This window comes from Pseudomonas sp. HP_12 (genome assembly GCF_055283955.1).
This window is the reverse complement of sequence record NZ_JBTOQG010000002.1, coordinates 45,281-63,793: the sequence shown is the minus strand read 5'-3', so window position 1 is coordinate 63,793 and position 18,513 is coordinate 45,281. Positions and strand designations below refer to the sequence as shown.

Sequence of the window (18,513 nt, the reverse complement as noted above, 5' to 3'; positions counted from 1 at the left end):
TATCTTCATGCGTGGTTTTTCATGTTGGGATCAAGCGAATAGATTGGCCCCAACGAAACGACTTAACCCACTTACCAGCAACTACGCGGAGATCTACATCATGAAAAAGTCCATTGCCTTCGGTTTCGCATTGTCCATCCTGGCTGCCGGTTCTGCCTTCGCCAGCCCTGAGCACATCCACCAACGCGCCATCGTCGACGCTTCCAGCGCTATCGTTCTGGACAGCAAAGTCGCCAGCAAAGAGGCGGCCAAGCCTTTCGCCACTCAGACTTCCGGCACCGCAACCGTTGCTGAAAACCGCAAAGAGTTTGGTTCGAGCTATCAGCGTTATCAGTAAGTCGTTGGGTGTAACGAGACCCACAATAAAAGCCCGGCAGATGCCGGGCTTTTTGTTGTTTGAATTAAATTGCGTCGGGTTACTCCTTATTCACGCTCAACTCATATCAACTTCCCTTCGAACGTTATTGGATCTTCTGTATCTGCAAGAAGGGTGCGAGTGCTGCCGGTACTTGTTCCGGAGCATCTTCTGGCTGCAAATGCCCACCCCGCGTCGAGCTGCCGGTAACGTCGGTTGCCCAGCGCTGCCATATCTCGGTCGGAGTAGGGCGGTCATCGGCGTGGTCAGCATCAGGCCATAGCACCAACACCGGACATCGCAGCTTCCGGCCCGCCGAGAAGTCTGCCTCGTCCATCGCAAGATCCTCATCCAGCGCAGCCCGGTAGTCTTCAATCATGGCCAGACGCACCGAAGGTCTTCGGAATGCTGCCCGGTAAGCCTCCATGGCCGCTGCCTCGATCACTGCTTGGCCCGCCGTCATTTTCTCCAACGCAAAATCGATGAATGCATCCGGATCAGCAGCCAGCAAGCGTTCTGGCAGGTCCGCCTGCTGAGCAAGCAGAAACCAGTGGAAGGCCTTGCTGGCGCCGCGAAAATCCATTGACGCCAGCGCATCCAGCGTCGGCACCACGGCGAGGGAGGCGAACGCGGTGATCTGTTCAGGGTAATCAAGGGCCATGCGATACCCCACCCGCGCCCCTCGGTCATGACCCACGACTGAAAATTGCTCGTGCCCAAGCTTTTCCATTAGGGCGACCAGTGCATCCCCGACACGTCGCTTGGTCCATCGTGGCGTTGTTTGCCTGATTTGGCTCGAACCGTACCCCGGGAGATCCGGGATGATCACGGTGTGGCTCAGCGCCAACGCTGGAGCAACCCGCCTCCAGGCAATGTGGGTCTGCGGATATCCGTGGAGCAGCAGGACTGGCGGGCCATGACCACCGATGACCCCGGCGAATCGAACGCCCCCCGCTTCCACGTCAAGTGGCCTGAAGTCAGGAAAAAAGGGTGTGGGTGTTGTACGTGTCAGCTCTGACATCAAGCAGCCTCCTTATCAGCCTCTAGCGACCCCGGGCTGCGTTCACAGAGGTGTCCATGAACCGAACCAGATCCCGATTGAAGCGCGCGGTCTCTTCCAGAAACGGCGCATGGCCCGAGTTCTGGTACAGCTTTGTCTGTATGCGAGCATTCAACTGCTTGGCGCGGGCGATGCTGGGCTGAACCTGAACCAGCGCATCCTTATCGCCATACACCATCAGGACCGGCACACGCGCCTTGGGCAGTCCTTGCGCCACGGCAACGGTCATTGAGGGCGTGGCGCGGGTCATCGGCCATGAAGCCATGGAAGCATTGGATAACAGCCGCTCGAAGGTAGGTGCATCCGGCTGGGTGTGGAAACAGAGCGCCAGAAAGCTGCGCACGGCGTCCAGATGGGTTTTCAGATCCTTGGACGCCAAGCCTGCGTACACGTCGGGGTGGGCAGTGATCAGCGCGGCGTTGAGTTCGATGACGCCGTCGACGTACATCATCCCGCCGATATCAGCGTCGCCATAGGCGGCAAGATAGTTCGACATGACCACGCCGCCCAATGACCAGCCGACCAATACGGGGTTTCTGGTACCGGTCGCTTTGAGCACGGCCGCCAGATCATCGGCGTACCGGCGTCCGTCGGTATAGGCGTCGGTATTTTCCGGCTTGTCGGAGAGGCCATGACCGCGCAGGTCGTAGGTGATCATGCGATAGCGTTGCAGCTCGGGATCGCTGGTCTGCTTCTGCCAGTTAAGCCGGCTGCCCAGCAGTCCGTGGATAAAGACGATGGCAGGGCCCTGCGGATTGCCTGACTCCTGCACCGCCAGCTTGACGCCGTCGGGTGCGGTGACGGTGTAGCTGCGATCTGCGGCCATGGTCAGCGAGGAGAGGCCTCCCAACAAGAGGACTGCACAGGTGCCGCGCAGCAGTCGGGTAAAACGGGGGGAATTCATGGCACTGCTTCCTGACTTCAAAGTGGGAAGCAAAGTCTAGGCAGGGTCGTCGGGACGTTCTATGATCCAAAGCGATTCTTGCTTGATCATTCGTCCTGATGTGGCTCCCCTTTTATGCATCCTTCTTCCAATGCCCTTGTAAGCGAATTGCTGTCAGGCATGCGCTTGTTCGGCGTGCAGTTCCGCAGAATGCAAGTTGAAGGCACGCCGGGCATTGGCTTCAGCAACGAAGTGGGCCGGGCTCAGTTTCATTTCGTCGGGCGCGGGCCGCTCTGGTTGCGAAGCCCCGGCGGCCATCTTCATCGGCTCGATACCGGGGACGCCGTGCTCATCCCCCACGGAGGGCCGCACGCGGTATTGGCTTCGGAGGAGACGCGCGCAACCGATGTGAAGCCCTTCACCCTGGACGCCTTGGCTGGCAGTGACTGCGGTGAAACGCCCCTCGTTGATCAGGACAGAAAGAACCAGGCGCCGGCTATGTTCAGTTGTTGCATGACGCTGGAGCTCGGTGGCATGCAGCCTCTGGTGACAGCCATGCCAGAGGTGTTGCAGGTCAGTATGCTGCTTGAATCATCGCCCGAGATCCGGCCCATGCTCGATGCGATGGAGCGCGAGTCGCTGACCCTGCAAGCGGGGCACATGGGAATCCTCTCGCGCCTTGCCGAAGTGGTCGCCGCCCTGATCGTACGAGGCTGGGTGGCTGGCGGATGCGGCGGCGCCTCGGGCTGGTTGAGCGCGTTACAGGATCCCCGGCTCAGCAGGGCGCTTGTCATGATGCACAAACACCCTGGCAGACACTGGACCGTGGCAATGCTTGCAAAGGAAGCCGGGCAATCCCGCTCGGTGTTTGCTCAGCGGTTTTTCCTCGCAACCGGCGTCACTCCGCTTCGATACCTGACGGACTTGAGAATGCGTCTGGCGGTTCTCCGGTTGAGTCGCCAACGTCAACCGGTTGAAACCGTCGCCAGCGAGCTGGGTTATGGGTCATTGGCCGCGTTCAGCCGCGCGTTCAAACGGTCGGTGGGCATGTCCCCAGGAGCGGTGCGCGTCAGAAACGTGGAAGGAGAGTAGTCAGAGGCCTTCAGTCAATCGCTCGTGTGACATCTTCGCCAAGCCTGTTCTTAAATCAGCCCCACTGGGCTGCTGATAAACCCCCAGCCCGAACTCCGGCAGCACCGCCAGCAGGTAATCGAAGATATCCCCCTGAATCCGCTCGTAGTCACCCCAACTGGTCGTGCGGGTAAAGCAGTAGATTTCCAGCGGAACACCCTGGGCCGTGGCTTCCATCTGGCGGACCATGCAGGTCATGTCCGGGTGAATGTCGGCGTGGCTTTTCAGGTACGCCAGGGCGTAGGCGCGGAACGTGCCGATGTTGGTGATGCGGCGGCGGTTGGCCGACATCTCGGCGACGTTGCCCTGGGCTTGATTCCATGCCTTGAGCTCGGCTTTCTTGCGGCCCATGTAGTCGGTCAGCAGGCGGACCTGGGTCAGCTTCTGTTCTTCTTCATCGGAGACGAACCGCACGCCGCTGGCATCGATGAACAGGCTGCGCTTGATCCTGCGCCCGCCGGACTGCTGCATCCCGCGCCAGTTCTTGAACGACTCGGACATCAGGCGCCAGGTCGGGATCGAGACGATGGTCTTGTCGAAATTCTGCACCTTGACGGTGTGCAGGGTGATGTCCACCACGTCGCCGTCGGCGCCGACTTGTGGCATTTCGATCCAGTCGCCGACGCGCAGCATGTCGTTGCTGGTCAGTTGCACGCTGGCGACGAAGGACAGCAGTGTGTCTTTGTAGACCAGCAGAATCACCGCCGACATCGCGCCGAGCCCGGAGAGCAGCAATAACGGCGATCGGTCGATCAGCGTGGCGACGATGATGATTCCGGCGAACACGTACAGGATCATTTTCGTGAGCTGCACGTAGCCCTTGATCGAGCGGGTGCGGGCGTGTTCGGTGCGAGCATAGATGTCCAGCAACGCGTTGAGCAGCGCGCCGACGGTGAGCATGAGAAAGAGGATGGTGAACGCCAGCGCGATGTTGCCGAGCACGTGGTTGGCAGCAGTGCTGAGGTTCGGGACCAGATTAAGCCCGAATTGAATAACCACCGACGGCGTGACCTGGGCCAGCCGGTGGAAGACTTTGTTGTGCAGAAAGTCATTGAGCCAGAACAGCGAGGGCTGGCGGCTCAGGGCTTTCATGGCGTAGAGGATCATCCATCGCGCCAGCCGCCCGAGCACGAAGGCGGCGATGAGCAGTAGCGTCAATCCGGTGATCGTGCGCAGCATTGGCTGGTTTTCCAGCAGCGTCCAGATTTCCTGGGCACGTAGCCAAAGCGAATGGGTGTCCATGGGCGCTGGATCTCCTGATCAAAAATGGGGGGCGCGATTAGAGCATTGATAGGGAAGCGAGGGCAGGGTAGGCCAAATCCGGTAACAAAATAGGCCCTTTGAGCTAAAGAGACTCGGCGAATCCGGCTTAAACCGGTACCCTATGCGACTGTTTTTTTGTATTACGCCGAGGTAACACCCGTGTTCTCCCAATTCGCCCTGCACGAACGCCTGCTAAAAGCCGTGGCCGAACTCAATTTCGTCGAGCCTACGCCTGTGCAAACAGCGGCCATTCCGCTGGCGCTGGAAGGACACGATCTACGGGTGACGGCGCAGACCGGCAGCGGCAAGACTGCCGCGTTCGTGTTACCGATGCTCAATCGCCTGATGGGCCCGGCGAAGGTTCGCGTCGACATCCGCGCCGTGATCCTGCTGCCGACCCGCGAGCTGGCCCAGCAGACGCTCAAGGAAGTGGAGCGTTTCTCCCAGTTCACCTTCATCAAGGCCGGTCTGATCACCGGCGGCGAAGACTTCAAGGTCCAGGCCGCGATGCTGCGCAAAGTGCCGGACATCCTCATCGGTACGCCGGGCCGCCTGCTTGAGCAACTCAACGCCGGCAACCTCGACCTCAAGCAGGTCGAACTGCTGGTTCTCGACGAAGCCGACCGCATGCTCGACATGGGTTTTGCCGAAGACGTCGAGCGTCTGGCCGGCGAATGCGCCAACCGTCAGCAGACCATGCTGTTCTCGGCCACCACCGGTGGTTCGGGCCTGCGCGAAATGATCGGCAAAGTCCTGAAAGACCCGCAGCACCTGCAGGTCAACAGTGTCAGCGAACTGGCTCCGGGCACCCGTCAGCAGATCATCACTGCCGATCACAACGTGCACAAAGAGCAGGTCCTGAACTGGCTGCTGGCCAACGAGACCTACCAGAAAGCAATCATCTTCACCAACACGCGCGCCATGGCCGACCGCATCTACGGTCGCCTTGTGGCGCTCGAGTACAAGGCGTTCGTGCTGCACGGCGATAAAGACCAGAAGGATCGCAAGCTGGCGATCGACCGTCTGAAGCAGGGCGGCGTGAAGATCCTGGTGGCGACCGATGTCGCGGCCCGTGGTCTGGACGTCGACGGCCTGGACATGGTCATCAACTTCGACATGCCGCGCACGGGCGACGACTACGTTCACCGCATTGGCCGCACCGGCCGTGCCGGCGGCGAAGGTCTGGCGATCTCGCTGATCACCCACGGTGACTGGAACCTGATGTCCAGCATCGAGCGCTACCTGAAGCAGAAGTTCGAGCGCCGCACGATCAAGGAAGTCAAAGGCACCTACACCGGGCCGAAGAAGGTCAAGGCGTCGGGCAAGGCGGTCGGCGTGAAGAAGAAAAAAACCGATGGCAAAGGTGACAAGAAGGGCGACAAAAAGAAAGCCGTTGCCAAGGGCCCGACCAAGCGCAAATCGGTAAATCGTCCGAAGGCCGAGCCTTTGGTCAGCCAGGACGGGATGGCGCCGCTGAAAAAGCGCGTCACGCGTCCGCCAGTCGCTGAATAACCCCATTCTGCCTCCCGGCCAGCCCGCTGAACGGCTGGCCCTCCACTGGGTCACAACCACTGAGCATCAAGCCCGATGACCGGACGTCACGGGTATTGCCCTGTTGGCCCACTGGAGGATGAAACATGTCTAAACGATACGACTGGGACCTGATCGAGCGTCTGTTGCACCACGTACAAAACAGCGTCGCAATCGCTGATGCATCAGAAGCGTCTGCCGCAGAATTGAGAGCGTTGTTGCTCGAACGTGGGTTCATTGCCGCCCACACGAGTGGTGATGGCGGGAATGGCGAAGGCGCGACCCTTACGCCTCGAGGCGCGAGCTTGCTGGCGATGATCGACAGCAGCATTCCAGGCAACGACCATCCGCGTCAGGTGCTGGATGAACAGGCCGATGCGCTGGACCAGGCGACCTTTGATGAGGTGGCCTCCAAGGCGCAAATCGCCTGACCTGAAAGCGTCCTGATCAGGACGCTTTTTTTATGCTCTTGTAGCAACTCAAATCTGTGAAGTCTTTGCGCACATCGGCGATTTTCGCCAGCAACTTCTGCCGTTGATCAGGGGTACTCTGCGCCATCAGGTCCGCAATCAGAGAAATCGCTGCCTGCTCGGTATGGTCGTAGGTGGCGCGATATTCGGGCGTCCAGAAGGTCTGGCGATCCTGCAACAGACTGGCAATCTTCTGATCAAAATCACCGGCATTGCGCTGTTTCACCGCCGCCAGCAACAGCGACTGCCAGTGCGCGCGGTTGTCGATCCACAGCCGGTTCTGCTCGCCCAGCGAGGTCGACCACTGCATCACGCGAGCCTGTTGGGCTGCATTCAGCTTGCCCATCCAGGGCGTCAGACGTTTCTCCATCCGTTGAGCGCGTTCACTGATCTGCTTGTCCAGCGGCTGGTCGACGTACTCGTCCTCATGCTTGCGCAGGTCCTTGGCGAATGCGGCTTCCATCTCGGCCACCTGCTGATCGTCCAGCTGACGCAACAGCTCGACCGCCGAGGGCGTGATTTCTTTCGAGAGGGTGGCGATGGCTTGCCGCGCTTCGGCGGTGCGTGCCTTGAGTTGCTCTTGATTGACCTGGTTGTTTTCGACCATCCCTTGCAGACGGTCCAGCCAGTCGAGGTAACCGGGAATCTGAGTGGTGCAGTGCCAGCTCAAGTGCTCTTTCAAGCGCTCATCGAGCCAGTCTTTCTGCGAAGCGTTCATGTCCAAGTAGTCGTTGAGCGACCAGGGAATGATGAAGTCCAGATGCCGATACGTCAGGCCAATCTGACTGCACCCCGCCAACAGCGTCAGGCTCAGCCACAGCGAAATAAAGGTCTTCAACACAATGCCCATGACAGCTCCTTGCCGGTTCGTCTCACCGTTATAGAGCAAGTCAGGTCATGGCGGTTCAACCCATCAGAAAAACGAGCGCACGACCTTAAGGGTAACGGTACTTTCGCACTGGGTGTTGTGGCCGCTGTAGGCGCTGCAATCGGCGCCGGTCAGGCTCGAGCCGCTGTACATCAGGTTCATGTCCATGCCCAGAACAGGGCGCGACACGTTGAACGACCAGTCGCTGTAGGCGTTGACCACGCCGCCGCCGTCGATGATCGTGGGCGAATCGAGCTGGTGGTTGCCGTACTGCATGCGCAGGTCCAGGCCCAAGGGAATCATGCTGCCCAGGTCGAGAAACACGGTGCTGTCCTGGCGACCGGCGTCGGTGCTGAAGGCGGTGCCGATGCGGCTGTCGAAAATGCGGAAACCGGCATAAAGCTCGTGGCTGTCGAGCTGGTCGGTATTCGGGTAGCTGTAGCGAATGACGCCAAGCTCGTAACCGAGGGTTTTGTCGAAGGGCTTCTTGAACCCCATATAGGAGTCGACTTCCAGCGCGGTGTCGGGCGTCAGCCCTGCGCTGGGGGACCATTGCCCGAAGTAGAAACCGCTGTCGTGGGTCAGATCGAGTCCGCCGTGGAACTTGGTATCGGCACCGCTCGGTGTCACCAGGCCCTGAGCCATGGTGCGGCTGGGCGTGGTGCCGAGCTTCAGGCTGAAGTCGCCCAGCTCCCGCTCGATGACCTGAGCGCTGGCGGCGTGATGCATGAGGGCGGCGCAGGTAAACACCGCACCGGTCCAACGGTTGAAACAGCGAGCATAAGGCATGCTTCACTCCTTTCAGGTTTCAGAGGAGTGGGTCGAAGGTTTCTATCCGAAAGCCGAATGGCCTGGCAAGAACCGCGAGCTAGAGCGGTGCAAGGATACCGCCGATTGGCGCCATCTCACGACCATTGGTCGATTCGAGGCAGATGCGCAGAGCTTTCAGATCAGTTCGCGGGGGAAATCAGCTGATTGACGACGATCAAGGCTTGAGGAAAAGACGGATAACCGCTGGTGGCTACGTCCAGTTTTTCGTACTGGGTGCGGTACTTCTGTGCCTTTTCCTGATCGTCCATTCCGGCCCTTTGCGCAAGCAGGGCGATGGCCAGCGGGTAATTTCGATCTGCAGAATCGTTGAGCCTGGCATCGATCAGCGTTGGCTCGGCGTTCTGACGCAGAAGCAGTATGGCTTGGTAAAACTCGGCTTCGCCGGTTGTGTCTTCGCGTGCTGCCCGTTCAAGAAGTGCGCTGGCGAGTTCGTCGTTTTCGGCGCGGCGTTCGTTGATCAGCAGCTTGGCCTGGAGCATGTCGTTCTGATACAGCAGATAGTCGGCACGGCAGGCGCTGCCTGGCATCGAGGTGTCACATCCGTGGGTCGCACAGCCGGTGAGCCCGAGGCTGAGCAGGGCGCCAATGATCATCCGTTTGTTCATATCGGTTTCCGCAGAGACGTCAGCAGATCAGGGCATCGTCCGCTCTTTTCCATGACCCATGGGTAACAGCATTGAGGAGCAGTCATGTGACGAGAGTAAAGCAGAGCTTTGTACAGCGAGGGAGCGATAGACCTGGCGCTTTGTGATCAAAGCGCCTGGATGTCGACCGCGGAGGCGGGAGAAAATTTACTTTTTGCCGAGGGAGATCTGTTTGGATGGGCCGAAGGTCTGGCCGCTGACACCTTTGGCGATCTGTTGGATCTCGCCACCGGATTTCAGGAAAGCTGCAATTTGTGCGTTGATCGAATCGCTGGTCTCAACGGCAGGAGCTGGCTTGGCTTTCGAATTGGATGCTTTTACACGCATGGCTGCTATTGACCTATATAAATTTAATACGGCCGGCCATCCTATCGGAATTGACCGGAAATTGCTTGGGTATTATCGGACGGGGGGAGGCGTGGCGGGCGCAAGGATGAGCGCAATTATTTTCCGAAAGCAGCGGCTAAATGACTGTTTTAATTGCGATGTTTAATCTGGCGTTCCGTCGATTACGGCCGGTGTTCAAGGCGGCGGACCGGCTCGACGACCTGACGAATGGCTTTAGCTCGGCACCGCCTGCGCTGCGTGGTTCATCAAGGCGTTGATTTCCAGGGCGGCGATGCCGACGGCAGATGTCGATCCGAAATGGCCACCGGAATGCCCGCCCGAATTCGGGTAGAATGCCGCCCACGTAACGAGGGTATCTGGACATGGCTTTAGTCGGGCGCTACAACAGTTTGCAAGTGGTTAAACACACTAACTTCGGTTTATATCTGGACGGGGCACAAGACGGCGAAATTTTGCTGCCCAACCGATATATCCCCAAAGATATTCCCAGCGAAGATGAAGACTGGCTCAACGTCTTTATTTATCTGGACAGCGATGACAAGTTAATCGCCACCACCGAGAAACCCAAGGTTCAAGTGGGTGAATTTGCCAGCCTCAAAGTGGTTGAAGTCAACAGCATTGGCATCTTTCTGGATTGGGGTCTGCCCAAGGATTTGCTGCTGCCGTACTCGGAAGAAAAGCAGCCGCTGAAAGCCGGCGACTACTGCGTGGTGCATGTCTACCTCGACAAGCACACCCGCCGCATCACCGCGACCACGCGTCTGGATCGTTATCTGGACAAGGTGCCGGCCAACTACACCGTGGGGCAGGAAGTGGACTTGCTGGTGGCGGAAGAAACCGCGATGGGTTTCAAGGCGATCATCAACAACAAGCACTGGGGCCTGATTCACAAGAACGAGGTGTTCAAGTTCCTGCGTTCGGGCAAACAGGAAAAAGGCTTCATCAAGGAAGTGCGCAGCGACGGCAACATCAGCCTGAGCCTGCAACCGGTGGGCGAGCAGCTTGCCAGCAGCCTCAACGCGCAGATCCTCGGCAAGTTGCGTGACAACAACGGCGTATTGCCCGTCAGCGACAAGAGCGATCCGCAGGTCATCAGCAACCTGTTTGGCGTCAGCAAAGGCAACTTCAAGAAAGCGATCGGCGCACTGTACAAACAGGGCCAGATCGTCATTCACGCCGACCGTATCGAACTGGTCTGACGTGACACTCGGCTGCAGCGCGGGATGACCTGCGCTGCGGTCGTCTGATTAGCCTTGCCAGATCACTTCTGTACGAAACTGGCGAAGCTCAGGTTTGCGCCGTTCGGGCGCATGTCCTTCAAGTACGAATCCTTGTCAGCCGAGAGCTCCAGGCTCACGGTGGACTTGCGCTTGCCTTCGTTGCGAACCACCACCGCGTCTTTCTGATCGCGCAGGAACTTGGTGGTCACCTTCAGGTGAATCAATTCGTCCGTGCTCGGCGTGTGCAACAGCAGATGCAGCCACTCGTACTGACCCACCGCCAGGCGGCTCATGGGCAAATCAAACCACCAGATATTGCGCTTGGGGTCGAGTACGGCGAAGTGGGTGTTATTGGTGCCGAGCACGGCGCCGCCGAGCTGTTCATTACGGCGCGCAATGGCCTGCTGCTTATCGAGTTTCATAACATTCCTGGATCACGGTCTCGTCAACCTGGCCCGACGCCCTGAGCGCCGCCGGTTCGGTCGCGCATTCTCCGGGGTTCTCGGGGAAACATAAAGGCAAAATTGGCCGGCGCGATTCGCGGGCTTTCATGGGGACGCGGAGCGTCCCGAAATGCATTCCCACGCAGAGCGTGGGAACGATCGAACATCAGCGCCTGGACTGGCCTCTTCCCGGCTAAAGCCGGTCCCACTAAACGCAGCGCGTGCCGTCAGTGCGACCGGCGTCGCCCCACGAAGGACCGGCTTCAGCCGGGAAGCTTTTGATGTGCCTGCCGCTGGTTATTAGGATGGATTCCGATCCCTCCAGGCGCATGGAAAACCCAGCCTCAAGGCGCCATTTCAATCCATTCGCGAAATAATTGAACCTCTGATTCACCGCTCCGGTCAGTTCTAGTGTCGAGGTAATGACAACTTATTCTCACCCTGGAGTTAACCCTATGAGCAGCACCGGCGATAAAGTCAAAGGCTTGGCCAACGAAGCGGTAGGCAACGTCAAGCAGGGCGTCGGCAAAGTGACCGACAACGACAAACTGCGTGCCGAAGGCAAAGCGCAGGAAATCAAAGGCGAAGCGCAACAAACCGTTGGCGACGCTAAAGACGCTGTGAAAAAAGGCGTCGACAAGGTCTAAATCCCTTGCGCCCGGGGCTGCCATGCTCCCGGCGAGCTGATTTGCATCACAGTAACGGCCATCCTTCGATGGCCGTTATCGTTTGCGTCGCCGACCGCCTGAAACACATCAAATGTAGCCAATACCCCGGGCACCCTGTAAAAAGCCAGCCCGTTCGGGCAACTGACGGAATTTCAACGCAATTGCCCGCTCGTATGCATACCGCTTGTAGAAACGCCTTAATCAATAACCGTGCTTCGGCTACATCTGTGTCGCGAAGGAGACGCCATGATATTCCCGGACTTGCGCCAGCTCAGCATCAAGACAGTGTTGGTCAGAACGGTCAAAGAGTTTCTCGATGACGAGATGTCGACCTACGCCTCGGCACTGGCCTACCAGATGCTGTTTTCGCTGTTCCCGTTCCTGCTCTTCCTGATTGCCCTGATCGGCTTCCTGCACCTGCCGGACTTTTTCAGCTGGTTGCGGCTGCAATCCGAACTGGTCCTGCCGCCCCAGGCCCTCGACCAGGTCAACCCCGTGATCGACCAGTTGCAACAATCCAAAGGCGGCTTGCTGTCGATCGGTATCGTCATCGCACTCTGGACCGCCTCGGCTGGCGTGCGCCTGATGATGAGCGCCATGAACGCCGCGTATGACGTAGTCGAAGCGCGCCCGGCCTGGAAACGCATTCCGCTGTCGGTGTTCTACACCATCGGTATCGCCGGCATGCTGTTAACGGTTGCCGCGCTGATGGTCACCGGCCCGGTGGTCATGAACTGGCTCGCCGCGCAGATTGGCATGGAAGATTTCATCGTCACCTTGTGGACAGTTCTGCGCTGGCCGCTGATCATCATCCTGCTGATGGTCGCGGTGGCAATCATGTACTACGTCATGCCCGACGTTAAACAGAGCTTCCGCTTCATCACGCCGGGCTCAGTGCTTGCGGTCGTGGTGTGGATCGTCGCTTCACTGGGCTTCGCCTACTACGTGAAAACCTTCGCTGACTACAACGCGATGTACGGCAGCATCGGCGCGATCATCGTGTTGCTGCTGTATTTCTACATCTCGGCAGCGGTGTTGTTGCTGGGCGCCGAGATGAACGCGGTGATCGAGCACATGTCAGCCGAGGGCAAAGAGAAAGGCGAGAAGGAAGAAGGTGAGCGCGATGGCACGGCCGATTTCAATACGGTGCACCTCAAGCAGCACGTCTCGGGTCTCGGCCGCGATCACAGCCATGACCACGATTACACCCCAACGCCGCCGGTGCTGAAGACCGACAAATTCTGATCACGCTCTAGGTAGACGGCGCCCGCTTGTGGCGCCTCTGCCCGTTGCAGAGGGCCCGCAATGATTCGCGAAATTCTGAAAATGGGCGACGAGCGCTTGCTGCGCATCGCGCCACCTGTCCCCGAGTCGATGTTCGGTTCGCAAGAGCTGAAGACACTTATCGAGGACATGTTCGAGACCATGGAAAGCGTCGGCGGTGTCGGCCTGGCTGCGCCGCAGATTGGCATTGATCTGCAACTGGTGATCTTCGGTTTCGAGAGCAGCGATCGTTATCCGGATGCGGAGGCCGTTCCCCAGACCATCCTGCTCAATCCGTTGATTACGCCGCTTGAGCAAACCCTGGAAGAGGGCTGGGAAGGCTGCCTGTCCGTGCCGGGCCTGCGCGGTGTGGTTGATCGCTACGAGCACATCCGCTACGAAGGTTTCGACCCGGACGGCAAGCTTATCCAGCGTGAAGCCCGCGGTTTTCATGCGCGGGTCGTCCAGCACGAATGCGATCACCTGATCGGCCGGTTGTACCCGTCACGCATCACCGACTTCAGCCGCTTCGGCTTCATCGAAGTGCTGTTCCCGGGGATGGACCCGAACGCGGACGAATAACGGCTAGTTCTTCGGCTTGATGAACCGCAGGGTCATGCGGTCGGACTCGCCGATTGCCAGATAATTCGCCTTGTCCTGCTCACCCTTGACCAGCGCCGGCGGCAGTGTCCAGACGCCGTCGGGGTAGTCCTTGGTGTCTTTGGGGTTGGCGTTGATTTCGCTCTCGGCCGCCAGCTTGAAACCTGCCTGCTGCGCCAGTTTCACGACGTAGTCCGTCGGCAGGTAGCCGTTCTTTTCGTTGTCTTTGGCGGTGGTGCCGGGTTTGGCCCGATGGTCGACCACGCCCAGCGTCCCGCCCGGTTTCAACACCTCGTAAAACGCCTTGAACGTCGCCGCTTCGTTACCGGCGTCGACCCAGTTGTGCACGTTGCGGAAGGTCAGCACGGTGTCGGCCGAGCCTGGCTTGCCGAAGACCGGCGCTTGGGGCGCATAGGCCACGACCTCGACCTTGGCGTAATGGGCAGGGTCGGCGGCGTATTTCTGCTTCAGGCTGTCGGCGGATTTCTTCGCGTAATCGCTGATGGCGGGGTCGACGATGGCGGCCACGTAATGGCCTTTATCTTTGAGCAGCGGTGCCAACAGTTCGCTGTACCAGCCGTTGCCCGGCGTGATTTCAATGACCGTCTGATCAGGGCGCAGGCCAAAAAACGTTAGCGTCTGCTCAGGGTGACGGTATTGATCGCGGGCCGCATTTTGCGGCACCCGCCAGTTGCCGCCGAGCACGGTCGCAAACTGCTCGTGACTGACAGTGGATTCGGGCGCAGCACTCGCCGCCACTGCCAAGCCCGTTGCCGAAAGTGCCGCGAGGGAGAAAACCATAAGCGCCGGCTTCATGTGCGTCCTGCCTGACCAAGAAATGATCGGCGAGGCTAGCACGCGAAGCGGGGCCTCCGATGGCACGGTTGGTTTTGTCCACCGCAGGAAAGGTTCTAAGCCGCTGTTGGGTTACGGGCCAGTCAAATGAGCCAGTGCCACCAATCGCTTGGTCTGGCGATAACGCTCCAGGCGTGAGGCCAGTGCCTGGGGCAGCTGCAATGTTTCCACGAAGCCGAGTCGCTGATAAAAGCCGCTCAGCTCAGGTTCACAGAACAACCAGATGTTTCCTTCAACCGACGTCAGCGCTGCGGCGATCAGCCCCGCCGCGACACCCCGCCCGCGCTCGGCTGACGCAACGAACAGCCCGGTCAACCAGTGCCCACCCGCAACAGGCGTCAAGCACATACCGCCCACGATCTCCGACCTGTGCGCCACCCACATCTGTGCCTCGCCCTTGGCGCGCATGGGTGAGCGATGGGCGCGGTAGAACTTCTCCAGCAACGGGCGCTGCACGTCGGGAAGGGGCGAAAACTGGATGTCGGGCATGGGCTGCGGGCGTCGGATAAAGGGTCGATTGGGCGCATGGTTCTACCGTCATAACCAATCGATCTACAAGTTTTTCCTGCGTCGTTGCACAACCGGTTATCAGCCCGAATGCAGGAACCACCAATGCCCCACTATCTGGACGACGCGCAGCGCGAAGAGATCAAGCGTTTGCGCGCAAGCTTTACGGGCCGCACGGAATGGCCGACCTGGTTGCTGCTGATCGGTCTGTACACAGGCTGGCCGACGTTGCTGGTTGCCAGCCCGCACCTGGGCGTGTGGCCGACGACGCTGTTGATGATCCCGCTGCTGGTGCTGTGGATGTCCGTGCAACACGAGGTGCTGCACGGCCATCCGACGCGTTCGTTGCGACTGAACAAGGTGCTCGGTTACGCGCCGTTTGCGGTGTGGTACCCATACACCCTGTATCGCGACACCCATATGCAGCACCACTGCGACGAAGACCTGACCGTGCCCGGCCGCGACCCTGAGAGCCGCTACCTGAGCCGGTCGCACTGGAAGCAGACTGGCAAAGTGATGCGTTTCTTGCGCTGGCTCGACAAGACCCCGCCGGGGCGTCTGGTGTTTGGCGTGCCGTTGGCGCTGAGCAGTCTGATCATTGGCGAAACCCGCCGATTGCTGCGTGGCGAGCGTCAGGCCTGGGCGATGTGGTCGACCCATGGTGGATTGCTGGTGCTGATGTTTTGGTTCACCGAGCATTACAGCGCGATCTCGGCCTTGCATTACGTGCTCTTCTGCAGCGTCCCGGCGCTGGCGGTGTCGATGGTTCGCTCCTATTACGAGCATCGTCCGGGCGAGCAACCCCAGGAGCGCACGGTGATCAACGAAGCCTCATGGCCGTGGGCCTGGCTGTTCCTGAATCTGAATCTGCACCTCGTGCACCACGATTTGCCCGGCTTGTCGTGGTATCACATGCCCGTCGTCTATCGGGCGCGACGCGAGGCGTGGCTGGCACGCAGCGGCGGATTCCTGGTGGCCGGTTACGCGGAACTCTTTCGTCGGCACAGCTTCAATCCTATCGACAGCCCGCAACATCCCTACGTCTGATCAGGAATATCGAACATGGCCCAAGGCTTCGCCGAACTGTTGATGTACGTCGCGCCGCCGCGCGTTCAGCAGGCGCAAGGGCAGTGGCTGAAACGAACAATGGAAATCCTTGGCGTGCAGCGTCTCGATGCTGCGGATCTGGATCTGAAAGCGCTGTGGCTTTCGCCGCACTTGCTGCTGACGCAAACCTGCGGCTATCCGTTGATGACGGAATTGCGGGGCAGGGTTCAGGTGGTCGGGCGTCCTGTGTATCAGTTGCCCCATAGCGCCGATGGTAATCATTGCAGCCTGTTGATTGCCCGTGAGGACGATCCGCGTCAGGCGCTGGTCGAGTTCAGGGGCAGTCATGGCCTGCTGAATTCTCGGGATTCTAATTCCGGCATGAACCTGTTCCGCCACGCATTAGCCCCACTTCAACAGGATGGCAGGTTCTTCACCGACATCACGCTCACCGGCGGTCATCGCGCCAGCCTTGCTGCGATCAAAGCGGGCAATGGTGATCTGGCGGCCATCGACAGCGTGACCTTCGACTACCTGGCCCGCGACGCCAGCGAGGAGGTCGCCGGGGTAAAGGTGATTGCGCGTACGGCGGAGGGGCCGTGCCTGCCCTACATCACCCGCCTCGGCGCTGATGCTGATGCCATCCGCGCCGCCATGAATCAGGCGCTGAACGAACTCCCCGATGTCGCCCACGTGTTGGCGATCAGCGAAGTGTTACCGGCGAGCGAGCCCGATTACCAGGTGCTGCTCGACTACCAGCAGCAGGCTATATCCCTTGGTCTGCCGTTGCTGTAGTTATTCCGTGATGATCTATAAGAATCACTTTTAAGTATTTTTACTGCATAACCGCGCTTGCTAGCATGGCCTCTCGGAAAGTCCCGATGATAAAAATTTCAGGGCAGGGGATGTCTTATGGCTGGCGCCGACGTTATGCATCGCCACTACCTCAGCGAACTCTTTGTGCAGCACCACGCGTGGCTGTGCCTGCGCTTGCGTCGGCTGCTCGACTCCGAGCAGAGCGCCGAAGACGTCGCGTCCGATACCTTCCTGCAATTGCTGGCCTCGCCCAACGTTGTGCCGATTCGCGACCCGCGCGCGCTGCTCACCACTATCGCCCAGCGACTGGTGTATGAGCGCTGGCGGCGGCGTGATCAGGAGCGCGATTATCTGGAGGGATTGGCCCTGGAAGACGCTGTTCCTTTTGCGTCCGCAGAAAGCCACGCCGCTACGCTGCAAATCCTTGACCGTCTGGATCGCCGCCTTGACCGCCTGCCTGCAAAGATCAAATCAACCTTTGTGCTCTCCCGCCGCGGCGGTCTGACCTATCCTGAAATCGCCGCGCGTCTGGGCATTTCGCAGCGTTCGGTGAGCGACTACATGGATAAGGCTGAAACCTGTTGCCGCCGCGCTTGTCTGGAATAAAGCGTGTGCTGTGCCCGGCCGACTGTGCCAAACCGATTGAGCTCCTCCCATCCCCGAGCGACGAGAGACATCCATGACACCAATCAAAAAATTGCTGGGCGGCTCGCTGCTGGCACTGGCTGCCCTGACGGGCTCGGCGTACGGCGCGGAAAAAGCCGCGCCGATTCATTTCGGTGACATCACTTGGGAGAGCGGCAGCCTGATCACCGAAATCCTGCGCACCATCGTGGAAAAAGGCTACGGCTATCCCACCGACAAACTGCCCGGCAGCACGGTGAGTCTGGAAGCGGCGCTGGCGAAGAACGACATTCAGGTGATCGGCGAAGAGTGGGCGGGTCGCAGCCCTGCGTGGGTCAAGGCGGAGGCTGAAGGCAAGGTCCACGGCTTGGGCAACATCGTCAAAGGCGCGACCGAAGGCTGGTGGGTGCCGGAGTTTGTCATCAAGGGCGACCCGGAACGCGGCATCAAACCGCTGGCGCCGGACCTGAAATCGGTGTCGGACCTGCCCAAATACAAAGACGTCTTCAAGGACCCGGAATCCCCGGACAAGGGCCGTTTCCTCAACAGCCCGACCGGCTGGACGTCCGAGATCGTCAACACCCAGAAGCTCAAGGCCTACAAGCTCAACGACAGCTACGTGAACTTCCGCACCGGTTCGGGCGCGGCGCTGGATGCTGAAGTCGCATCGTCCATCCGCCGTGGCAAGCCGGTGTTGTTCTACTACTGGTCGCCGACGCCGCTGCTGGGTCGCTTCAAGCTGATCAAGCTGGAAGAGCCGCCGTTCAACGAAGCCGCCTGGAAAACCCTTGCCGACGCCAGCAATCCCAACCCGATCGGCTCCAGCTCCCTCGCTGCACACCTGGCGATTGGCGTGTCTGAACCGTTCCGTCAGCAGTACCCGGATCTGGTGAGCTTCTTCGAGAAGGTGGACCTGCCCATCGACCAGCTGAACAAAACCCTGGGCGAGATGAGCGAGAAGCGTCAGGAACCGAGTGTCGTAGCAAAGAGTTTCCTGAAGGATCACCCGGAAGTCTGGACCGCCTGGGTGCCGGCCGAGGTTTCCAGCAAGGTGAAGGCGGGTCTGTAAGCGCTTTCTCTTCAAACT

Annotated in this window: 22 protein-coding genes; 12 read left to right on the top strand and 10 right to left on the bottom strand. The window is 59.5% G+C overall.

The genetic code is table 11. The features are described from left to right. The first annotated feature begins 100 nt into the window (after positions 1-100). On the top strand, positions 101-337 hold the full coding sequence (locus ACYASU_RS02670) for a hypothetical protein (RefSeq protein WP_463581881.1): 237 nt from the start codon (positions 101-103) through the stop codon (positions 335-337). A gap of 124 nt (positions 338-461) precedes the next feature. On the opposite strand, the gene ACYASU_RS02665 is transcribed toward ACYASU_RS02670, so the two are convergent. Beyond that, on the bottom strand, positions 462-1,376 hold the full coding sequence (locus ACYASU_RS02665; protein ID WP_463581880.1) for an alpha/beta fold hydrolase: 915 nt from the start codon (positions 1,374-1,376) through the stop codon (positions 462-464). 22 nt (positions 1,377-1,398) lie between these two features. Further along, positions 1,399-2,319, bottom strand: a complete 921-nt coding sequence (locus ACYASU_RS02660) for an alpha/beta fold hydrolase (protein WP_463581879.1) — start codon at positions 2,317-2,319, stop codon at positions 1,399-1,401. Between the two features lie 114 nt (positions 2,320-2,433). Between ACYASU_RS02660 and ACYASU_RS02655 the strand changes: the two genes are divergently transcribed. Then, positions 2,434-3,390: a cupin domain-containing protein gene (locus ACYASU_RS02655; protein ID WP_463581878.1), complete on the top strand. Its 957-nt coding sequence runs from the start codon at positions 2,434-2,436 to the stop codon at positions 3,388-3,390. Here the strand turns inward: ACYASU_RS02655 and ACYASU_RS02650 are convergent, their stop codons facing one another. Beyond that, the gene (locus tag ACYASU_RS02650; protein WP_463581877.1) at positions 3,391-4,671 is read right to left on the bottom strand and encodes a mechanosensitive ion channel family protein; all 1,281 of its coding nucleotides are present in this window, start codon (positions 4,669-4,671) and stop codon (positions 3,391-3,393) included. It abuts the gene before it with no gap. 180 nt (positions 4,672-4,851) lie between these two features. Here ACYASU_RS02650 and ACYASU_RS02645 point away from each other — a divergent pair, with 180 nt between their 5' ends. Both ACYASU_RS02645 and ACYASU_RS02640 read left to right on the top strand, forming a co-directional pair. Next, positions 4,852-6,204 (top strand): DEAD/DEAH box helicase, encoded by a 1,353-nt coding sequence (locus ACYASU_RS02645; RefSeq protein ID WP_074891698.1) that lies wholly within the window; start codon positions 4,852-4,854, stop codon positions 6,202-6,204. A 125-nt stretch (positions 6,205-6,329) separates the two neighbouring features. After that, positions 6,330-6,653: a transcriptional regulator gene (locus ACYASU_RS02640; RefSeq protein ID WP_346627530.1), complete on the top strand. Its 324-nt coding sequence runs from the start codon at positions 6,330-6,332 to the stop codon at positions 6,651-6,653. 16 nt (positions 6,654-6,669) lie between these two features. Here the strand turns inward: ACYASU_RS02640 and ACYASU_RS02635 are convergent, their stop codons facing one another. The 4 genes from ACYASU_RS02635 to ACYASU_RS02620 form a co-directional block, all read right to left on the bottom strand. Beyond that, positions 6,670-7,542, bottom strand: a complete 873-nt coding sequence (locus ACYASU_RS02635; protein ID WP_346627531.1) for a DUF6279 family lipoprotein — start codon at positions 7,540-7,542, stop codon at positions 6,670-6,672. Between the two features lie 63 nt (positions 7,543-7,605). Further along, positions 7,606-8,349: a TorF family putative porin gene (locus ACYASU_RS02630; RefSeq protein ID WP_192171527.1), complete on the bottom strand. Its 744-nt coding sequence runs from the start codon at positions 8,347-8,349 to the stop codon at positions 7,606-7,608. Between the two features lie 161 nt (positions 8,350-8,510). Then, positions 8,511-8,996: a hypothetical protein gene (locus ACYASU_RS02625; protein ID WP_463581876.1), complete on the bottom strand. Its 486-nt coding sequence runs from the start codon at positions 8,994-8,996 to the stop codon at positions 8,511-8,513. A gap of 186 nt (positions 8,997-9,182) precedes the next feature. Further along, complete coding sequence (locus ACYASU_RS02620; RefSeq protein ID WP_037012170.1) at positions 9,183-9,362, bottom strand: hypothetical protein; 180 nt, start codon at positions 9,360-9,362, stop codon at positions 9,183-9,185. A gap of 383 nt (positions 9,363-9,745) precedes the next feature. Here ACYASU_RS02620 and ACYASU_RS02615 point away from each other — a divergent pair, with 383 nt between their 5' ends. After that, positions 9,746-10,582, top strand: coding sequence for a CvfB family protein (locus tag ACYASU_RS02615; RefSeq protein WP_192171524.1), 837 nt, complete (start codon positions 9,746-9,748; stop codon positions 10,580-10,582). Positions 10,583-10,644: 62 nt separating this feature from the next. On the opposite strand, the gene ACYASU_RS02610 is transcribed toward ACYASU_RS02615, so the two are convergent. Next, a complete protein-coding gene (locus tag ACYASU_RS02610; RefSeq protein ID WP_065992698.1) occupies positions 10,645-11,025 on the bottom strand; it encodes a hypothetical protein in 381 nt (126 codons plus the stop codon). Between the two features lie 476 nt (positions 11,026-11,501). On the opposite strand from ACYASU_RS02610, the gene ACYASU_RS02605 reads away from it, so the two are divergent. The 3 genes from ACYASU_RS02605 (at position 11,502) to def (ending at position 13,559) form a co-directional block, all read left to right on the top strand. Beyond that, on the top strand, positions 11,502-11,693 hold the full coding sequence (locus tag ACYASU_RS02605; protein ID WP_192171522.1) for a CsbD family protein: 192 nt from the start codon (positions 11,502-11,504) through the stop codon (positions 11,691-11,693). A 267-nt stretch (positions 11,694-11,960) separates the two neighbouring features. Further along, complete coding sequence (locus ACYASU_RS02600; protein ID WP_192171521.1) at positions 11,961-12,959, top strand: YihY/virulence factor BrkB family protein; 999 nt, start codon at positions 11,961-11,963, stop codon at positions 12,957-12,959. 60 nt (positions 12,960-13,019) lie between these two features. Then, positions 13,020-13,559 (top strand): peptide deformylase, encoded by a 540-nt coding sequence (def, locus tag ACYASU_RS02595; RefSeq protein ID WP_192171520.1) that lies wholly within the window; start codon positions 13,020-13,022, stop codon positions 13,557-13,559. Positions 13,560-13,562: 3 nt separating this feature from the next. Here def and ACYASU_RS02590 read toward each other — a convergent pair whose 3' ends face one another. Both ACYASU_RS02590 and ACYASU_RS02585 read right to left on the bottom strand, forming a co-directional pair. Then, positions 13,563-14,393 carry a class I SAM-dependent methyltransferase gene (locus ACYASU_RS02590; RefSeq protein WP_463581875.1) on the bottom strand — a complete coding sequence of 277 codons (831 nt, stop codon included), beginning with the start codon at positions 14,391-14,393 and terminating at the stop codon, positions 13,563-13,565. A 111-nt stretch (positions 14,394-14,504) separates the two neighbouring features. Continuing rightward, on the bottom strand, positions 14,505-14,921 hold the full coding sequence (locus ACYASU_RS02585; protein ID WP_463581874.1) for a GNAT family N-acetyltransferase: 417 nt from the start codon (positions 14,919-14,921) through the stop codon (positions 14,505-14,507). A gap of 123 nt (positions 14,922-15,044) precedes the next feature. Between ACYASU_RS02585 and ACYASU_RS02580 the strand changes: the two genes are divergently transcribed. The 4 genes from ACYASU_RS02580 to ACYASU_RS02565 all read left to right on the top strand — a co-directional run bounded on the left by ACYASU_RS02580 (position 15,045) and on the right by ACYASU_RS02565 (position 18,495). Further along, positions 15,045-15,986 carry a fatty acid desaturase gene (locus tag ACYASU_RS02580; protein WP_463581873.1) on the top strand — a complete coding sequence of 314 codons (942 nt, stop codon included), beginning with the start codon at positions 15,045-15,047 and terminating at the stop codon, positions 15,984-15,986. A gap of 15 nt (positions 15,987-16,001) precedes the next feature. Beyond that, positions 16,002-16,781, top strand: coding sequence for a phosphate/phosphite/phosphonate ABC transporter substrate-binding protein (locus ACYASU_RS02575; protein ID WP_463581872.1), 780 nt, complete (start codon positions 16,002-16,004; stop codon positions 16,779-16,781). 117 nt (positions 16,782-16,898) lie between these two features. After that, positions 16,899-17,408, top strand: coding sequence for a sigma-70 family RNA polymerase sigma factor (locus ACYASU_RS02570; protein ID WP_463581871.1), 510 nt, complete (start codon positions 16,899-16,901; stop codon positions 17,406-17,408). 73 nt (positions 17,409-17,481) lie between these two features. Continuing rightward, on the top strand, positions 17,482-18,495 hold the full coding sequence (locus tag ACYASU_RS02565) for an ABC transporter substrate-binding protein (RefSeq protein ID WP_463581870.1): 1,014 nt from the start codon (positions 17,482-17,484) through the stop codon (positions 18,493-18,495). Positions 18,496-18,513: the final 18 nt, after the last annotated feature.

Coding starts and splice junctions, on each gene's coding strand:
- ACYASU_RS02630 (WP_192171527.1), bottom strand. CDS start 8,349: ATGCCTTATGCTCGCTGTTTCAACCGTTGGACCGGTGCGGTGTTTACC.
- ACYASU_RS02600 (WP_192171521.1), top strand. CDS start 11,961: ATGATATTCCCGGACTTGCGCCAGCTCAGCATCAAGACAGTGTTGGTC.
- ACYASU_RS02670 (WP_463581881.1), top strand. CDS start 101: ATGAAAAAGTCCATTGCCTTCGGTTTCGCATTGTCCATCCTGGCTGCC.
- def (WP_192171520.1), top strand. CDS start 13,020: ATGATTCGCGAAATTCTGAAAATGGGCGACGAGCGCTTGCTGCGCATC.
- ACYASU_RS02590 (WP_463581875.1), bottom strand. CDS start 14,393: ATGAAGCCGGCGCTTATGGTTTTCTCCCTCGCGGCACTTTCGGCAACG.
- ACYASU_RS02605 (WP_192171522.1), top strand. CDS start 11,502: ATGAGCAGCACCGGCGATAAAGTCAAAGGCTTGGCCAACGAAGCGGTA.
- ACYASU_RS02655 (WP_463581878.1), top strand. CDS start 2,434: ATGCATCCTTCTTCCAATGCCCTTGTAAGCGAATTGCTGTCAGGCATG.
- ACYASU_RS02570 (WP_463581871.1), top strand. CDS start 16,899: ATGGCTGGCGCCGACGTTATGCATCGCCACTACCTCAGCGAACTCTTT.
- ACYASU_RS02615 (WP_192171524.1), top strand. CDS start 9,746: ATGGCTTTAGTCGGGCGCTACAACAGTTTGCAAGTGGTTAAACACACT.
- ACYASU_RS02610 (WP_065992698.1), bottom strand. CDS start 11,025: ATGAAACTCGATAAGCAGCAGGCCATTGCGCGCCGTAATGAACAGCTC.
- ACYASU_RS02585 (WP_463581874.1), bottom strand. CDS start 14,921: ATGCCCGACATCCAGTTTTCGCCCCTTCCCGACGTGCAGCGCCCGTTG.
- ACYASU_RS02620 (WP_037012170.1), bottom strand. CDS start 9,362: ATGCGTGTAAAAGCATCCAATTCGAAAGCCAAGCCAGCTCCTGCCGTT.
- ACYASU_RS02665 (WP_463581880.1), bottom strand. CDS start 1,376: ATGTCAGAGCTGACACGTACAACACCCACACCCTTTTTTCCTGACTTC.
- ACYASU_RS02650 (WP_463581877.1), bottom strand. CDS start 4,671: ATGGACACCCATTCGCTTTGGCTACGTGCCCAGGAAATCTGGACGCTG.
- ACYASU_RS02565 (WP_463581870.1), top strand. CDS start 17,482: ATGACACCAATCAAAAAATTGCTGGGCGGCTCGCTGCTGGCACTGGCT.
- ACYASU_RS02625 (WP_463581876.1), bottom strand. CDS start 8,996: ATGAACAAACGGATGATCATTGGCGCCCTGCTCAGCCTCGGGCTCACC.
- ACYASU_RS02660 (WP_463581879.1), bottom strand. CDS start 2,319: ATGAATTCCCCCCGTTTTACCCGACTGCTGCGCGGCACCTGTGCAGTC.
- ACYASU_RS02580 (WP_463581873.1), top strand. CDS start 15,045: ATGCCCCACTATCTGGACGACGCGCAGCGCGAAGAGATCAAGCGTTTG.
- ACYASU_RS02635 (WP_346627531.1), bottom strand. CDS start 7,542: ATGGGCATTGTGTTGAAGACCTTTATTTCGCTGTGGCTGAGCCTGACG.
- ACYASU_RS02575 (WP_463581872.1), top strand. CDS start 16,002: ATGGCCCAAGGCTTCGCCGAACTGTTGATGTACGTCGCGCCGCCGCGC.
- ACYASU_RS02640 (WP_346627530.1), top strand. CDS start 6,330: ATGTCTAAACGATACGACTGGGACCTGATCGAGCGTCTGTTGCACCAC.